The following is a 4,195-nucleotide window of genomic DNA, read 5'->3' on the forward strand; positions in this document are numbered from 1 at the left end:
TAAAGTATTTGAAATATGGCATTTACTTTTTCTATCTTCTGCAATTAAAGATGCTGATAACATATCCCCATATGAGGAATTATAGACGGTTTCTACCAACGGAAGTGGAGAAGAACCAAAAATTTAAAATAAACTTTGCATAATTGTTTAGTTTCATAACAAATATAATTAGGAGGGGATAATTAAAATTAGAAACTTAACTGTTTTGGTGCTTTGGTTAATTTAATAAATCCAATTATAATTAAGGGGGTATGAATTAGAGATGTTTAACATTACTATTAAAAAAGTATTAGTCATAACTTTAGCTTTATTAGTCAGTTTTGGGCTGGGATTTTCTGAAAATATACACGCAGACGAACATGATGACTTTCCGGAAGAAGAACTAGAATTAACCGTGATAGTTGCTGAAGGTGGTGGCAGTGATATGACATTAAGAGCTTTAGCAGATGCCACAGAAGATATTCTTGGAGAACCAATTGTAGTAACTAATGTACCTGGTGCAGGTGGAGCTGTTGGTTACGAAGAATTTTCTGCCTACGCTGAACCCGATGGGCATGAGTTAGTCTTTATAACTGAAAGTATGTATACCACTCATATGGTAAACCCTGACTTAGATTACACCTATGAAGATTTTGAGCCAGTAATAACTGTTAATTTTGATCCTGCAGCTTTGATTGTGCCCTCCGATAGTCCGTATGATGATCTTGAAGAATTTGTAGAATATGCAGAAGAAAACCCAGGAGTGATCACCTTAGGAAATTCTGGTCATGGTAATATTTGGCACCTGTCAGCAACAGCCTTTGAACAAGCAGCCGGAATAAATGTTAACCAAGTACCATTTGATGGAGCTGCTCCAACTATGGCGGCTACAGTTGGAGGTCATATTGATGCGATGATAGCTAGTCCACCAGAAGTTGTGGATCAAGTTGAAGCAGGAGACTTAGAAATTTTAGGAATAATGGCCGATGAACGAGACCCTAACTTCCCAGAAGTTCCGACAATGAAAGAAAAAGGTTACGATATAGAGATAGGTACTTGGAGGGGAGTAGGTGTACCAGCAGGTACTCCAGACGAAATTATAGAAAAACTCCACGATGCCTTTAGAGAAGGTATGCAAAAAGATTCATTTGTAAATTTTATGGAAGAACAAGGTTTGGGAATTATATATAGGGGGCCCGAAGAAACAGCAGAATATATTGAAGAAGATGTTCCTAGATTTAGAGAATTATTAAAAGAACTTGATCTTTATGGTGCAGAATAAAACAAATAACCCCCCTGTATTATTAAGTTAATACCAGGGGGGTTTAAATCTTCTTTCTTATATTTTTGTATCAATTTTTATTTTTGGTTTTTCTCCGTTTCCGTTGGTGGAAACTTTTCACTATACCTTACATTTAGGAGGGTAAGTGGTTTTTATAACTGCAAGAGATAGTAATAGTAAATGCCATACATATACAATACTTTATAAACCCCAGCAATTAAAGTGTTAAGCATTCTGGAATTCCTTAGTTTATCCAATATTTCTACCAACTGTTTAGGAGAAGAGCCTTATATTATTTTTTAACTTAATTCTATATATTGGAGTAAAAAATGATATCTAATCTTAGGTAAGGTGTTATAAAATGAAATTTGATTATGGAGTATCTATATTATTACTTGCAATATCTGTTTTTGTATATTTTGAAAGCCAAGGTTTTCGAGGGGGAGGCTTAGGAGATCCTGGGGCTGGTTTCATGCCACAAGTTATTTCTGTTTTATTGGCCTTGCTATCTATAGGCCTTTTTTTTCAAACTTACAAAGAAAAAAACAAAAAGAACAATAATTCTTCCAAAATTACTTTAAAAGATATAAAAAATATTATTTTAGTGATGTTGGGTTTAATTATGTATTATTATACTTTAAGAGCTATAGGTTTTATCATTTTGACACCTATACTTATGATGTATTTAATATATTTATTTAACAAAAAAATTTCAGTGAAAGCTGCTATATTCTCTATAATATTAACCTCAGCACTGTATTTTGTTTTTGGCGGATGGTTAAATATTCCAATTCCCACTATGTTTTAATTTTACTTAAACATGAAATTCTTAGGTCTAGTATGTATAAAACTGCCATAGGAAATTGCAAATTCATTAATTCTTAAGTTGTAATAACGTTTCGTTAGTAAATATATAATAAGTTTTTTATATTTTGCTCTTTGTAATAAAGTTAGGGGCATTTAGAAAAAATTCATCTGATAAACTAAGTACGTGATATTTAAATATAATATTCGCATTAAATGTGGTTTCGATAAATTAAAGACAGTAAAAACCATTTCACCTTTATTATCGAGTTATTTGTAATTAAAAGGGGGAGTGAAATTGTATTCAATAGAGAACCTCTTTTTAGGCTTATCAACTGTATTTTCTTATCCAGGAATTGTTTATGTAACAGTTGGAGTTCTTGGAGGATTGATAGTTGGTGCTTTACCAGGATTTACTTCAACTATGGGAATAGCAGTTTTATTACCATTGACCTTCGGTCTTGACGCTGTAAATGGTTTTTTAGCTTTGATTGGAATATATGTTGGAGGTATTGCTGGCGGATCTATTCCAGCTGTAGCTTTAAATATACCTGGAACACCTGCTTCAGCTGCAACTACTTTTGATGGGTATCATCTTACTAAAAATGGTAGAGCGGGAGAAGCCATAACATTAGGGTTATTGGGCTCTACGATCGGAGGATTAGTAGGAGGATTGCTTCTTTTGTTTTTGGCCCCCCAAATTGCTCGAATTGCTTTAAGATTTGGCCCACCTGAATATTTTGCCATGGGTATTTTAGGGCTAACAATTGTGGTATCCATATCAAGTGATCACTTGTTAAAAGGTGTTATTGTAGCAGTGGTGGGTTTGATTATTTCATTTATTGGAATGGATCCAGTAACCAGTGTTAACAGATTTACTTTTGGTAATGTTAATTTAAGAGCAGGCATCTCTTATGTTCCATTATTGATAGGACTTTTTGGAATATCAGAGGTATTTATAGCTTTAGAAAATAATTCTTCAAATCAGCAAGGAAGAATAAAGCAAGAAATAGGAAGGTTATTTATTAAATTGAAAGATATAAAAAAGGTTGTTTTTACAGGAATAAAATCTGGTTTGTTAGGAGCAGGAATTGGTTCATTACCTGGCGCTGGGGCTGATATTGCATCATTTGCTGCATATGAAGTATCTAAAAGAACTATAAGTGATGAATTTTTTGGCGAAGGTGATATCAGAGGGATTGTAGCTTCAGAAGCCGGGAATAATGGAAATTGTGGCGGGGCATTAATACCCATGTTAACTTTCGGCATTCCAGGCGATGCACAATCTGCTTTATTACTTGCTGCTTTAATGATGCATGGTTTAAGTCCAGGACCAGCATTATTCACTGATGAGCCACAATTTATATGGCCCTTGATAATTGGGTTCTTATTTGCCACCATATTAAAATTTGTAATTGGATTATCTCTCAGTAAATATATAGTAACAATAATAAATCAACCTAAATATCTCCTTTATCCTTCGGTTACTGTTTTATCTATTATTGGGGCTTTTGCAATTCAAAACAGATTTTTTGATATTCTAATAGCAATTATATTTGGTTTAACTGGATACTTTATGAAAAAATATAATTATCCATTAGCCCCCTTAGTCTTAGCATTAATTTTAGCACCAATGATAGAAAGTGAACTAAGAAGAGCTTTAATAATAAGTGGAGGTGATTTTTTAACTTTTTTTACTAGACCTCTCTTTTTAGGTATAGTAGCATTGATTATATTGTCATTTTCAAGTTTATTATGGTTACAGAAAAAAACAAATTAAATTAATTTTAAGCTCTTCCCCAAAGCGATTTGTAAAATTGCTGTATAAATTAGAGTACCACAGCCTTTTATCACTTTAATTGATGGAGCTTATAGAGCATTAAATATTTATTGGATTTACTGTTATTATCTTTTGCAATTACAGTTACTTGTCTATTTAAGTACAAAGTATAAAAGAAAATTCACAACAACGAGTGCTGAAAGAAATTCTTTTTTGTGTTAATAAATAAGAAAGTCCTGTTATCATTTTAAATATATTACACTTAGGACATTTGTCCGCCCTGTTCCGCGGTTAGACGTGGTTGTACGGTGTTGACTGGTTCATCAGGGGGTTAACCCCCTGATGAAAAT

Annotated in this window: 3 protein-coding genes; all 3 read left to right on the plus strand. The window is 33.1% G+C overall.

The window, feature by feature from the left end; translation table 11 throughout:
• Positions 1 to 262 precede the first annotated feature (262 nt).
• Positions 263 to 1,261, plus strand: coding sequence for a tripartite tricarboxylate transporter substrate binding protein (locus BLT15_RS12770; protein WP_089762437.1), 999 nt, complete (start codon positions 263 to 265; stop codon positions 1,259 to 1,261).
• A gap of 361 nt (positions 1,262 to 1,622) precedes the next feature.
• Positions 1,623 to 2,069 (plus strand): tripartite tricarboxylate transporter TctB family protein, encoded by a 447-nt coding sequence (locus BLT15_RS12775; RefSeq protein ID WP_089762439.1) that lies wholly within the window; start codon positions 1,623 to 1,625, stop codon positions 2,067 to 2,069.
• Positions 2,070 to 2,363: 294 nt separating this feature from the next.
• Positions 2,364 to 3,845 (plus strand): tripartite tricarboxylate transporter permease, encoded by a 1,482-nt coding sequence (locus BLT15_RS12780; RefSeq protein WP_159429966.1) that lies wholly within the window; start codon positions 2,364 to 2,366, stop codon positions 3,843 to 3,845.
• The last annotated feature ends 350 nt before the right edge of the window (positions 3,846 to 4,195 follow it).

The sequence above is a fragment of the Halarsenatibacter silvermanii genome (genome assembly GCF_900103135.1).
GTDB classification, from domain to species: domain Bacteria; phylum Bacillota; class Halanaerobiia; order Halanaerobiales; family Halarsenatibacteraceae; genus Halarsenatibacter; species Halarsenatibacter silvermanii.

What these genes read in the sequence shown, in the direction of transcription:
- BLT15_RS12770 (WP_089762437.1), top strand. Translation starts at nt 263, where the DNA reads ATGTTTAACATTACTATTAAAAAAGTATTAGTCATAACTTTAGCTTTA.
- BLT15_RS12775 (WP_089762439.1), top strand. Translation starts at nt 1,623, where the DNA reads ATGAAATTTGATTATGGAGTATCTATATTATTACTTGCAATATCTGTT.